A 1,416-nucleotide genomic window follows, 5' to 3' on the forward strand; every position below is an offset into this window, starting at 1 on the left:
TGCTATCAACTTAATTAATTACGACCAACCTCATTGAAAACGGCAATTCGATTTTTTCAAACGACTTTTCAACAATATATTAATGTATTGTTTATTAGCGTTTATCTACCGGAACGTAATCGCGACGTTCTGCACCGGTATAAAGTTGACGTGGGCGACCGATTTTCAGTGCCGGATCGCTAATCATTTCATGCCAATGAGAAATCCAACCTACACTGCGCGACAATGCGAAGATAACGGTAAACATTTCAGTTGGAATGCCCAATGCAGACAAGACGATACCAGAGTAGAAGTCGACGTTTGGATACAGCTTGCGTTCAACAAAGAATGGGTCTTTCAGTGCAATTTGTTCCAATTCCATCGCCAGCTTGAATTTAGGACTGTCTTCCAAGCCCAATTCTTTTAAGACTTCATAACAGGTTTCGCGCATGATGTTGGCTCGTGGGTCCATATTGCGGTATACGCGGTGACCGAAGCCCATCAGACGGTATTTGCGTTGTTTCACACCTTCCATGTATGCGGCAACATTAGACACATCGCCGATTTCATCCAGCATCTTCAACACAGCTTCGTTTGCACCGCCGTGTGAAGCACCCCACAGACAGGCGATACCAGCAGCGATACAGGCAAATGGGTTCGCCCCTGAAGAGCCTGCCAAACGTACGGTCGAAGTAGAAGCATTTTGCTCGTGGTCGGCATGCAAAATAAAGATGCGGTCGAGCGCGCGGGCCAAGACTGGATTAGGTTTGTATTCTTCACACGGTGTGGCAAACATCATGTGCAAGAAGTTTTCAGCATAGGAAAGGTTATTTTTTGGATAATTGAACGGCAAACCGTTGGAATAACGGTAACACATTGCCGCAATGGTCGGAATTTTGGAGATTAAGCGGTAAATCGCGATTTTGCGGTGTTCAGGATTGGTAATATCCAAGCTGTCTTGATAGAAAGCAGACAAAGCGCCAACCACACCCACCATCATCGCCATCGGGTGCGCATCGCGACGGAAACCGCGGAAGAACCAAGTCAACTGTTCATGCACCATAGTATGGTGGCTGACTGTAGCATCAAATTCTTTTTTCTGTTCGGGCGTAGGCAGCTCGCCGTAGATCAACAGGTAACAAACTTCCAAGTAATCGGATTTTTCGGCCAACTGCTCGATAGGATAACCACGGTAATATAACAGACCTTTATCGCCGTCAATATAAGTGATTTTGGATTCGCAACTTGCAGTGGACACGAATCCTGGGTCGAATGAAAACAGACCTGTATTTTTTGTCAACGCACGGATGTCAACCACATCATGGCCGATACTTGCTTCCAATACTGGCAGTTCCAAGGTCTCTTGATTTGGGGTGGTGAGCTTGACTGATTTAGACATTCTTAAACTCCTTTGTAAGTTGGGGCTTTCGTTGCCGC

The 1,416-nt window shown here is 46.0% G+C and carries 1 protein-coding gene; it reads right to left on the reverse strand.

What is annotated here, in order from left to right; all coding sequences use genetic code 11:
- Positions 1 to 94 precede the first annotated feature (94 nt).
- A complete protein-coding gene (gene gltA / locus ACTHUE_RS19065; protein ID WP_004519267.1) occupies positions 95 to 1,378 on the reverse strand; it encodes a citrate synthase in 1,284 nt (427 codons plus the stop codon).
- Between the last annotated feature and the right edge of the window lie 38 nt (positions 1,379 to 1,416).

This window comes from Neisseria sp. P0021.S005, from assembly GCF_051956955.1.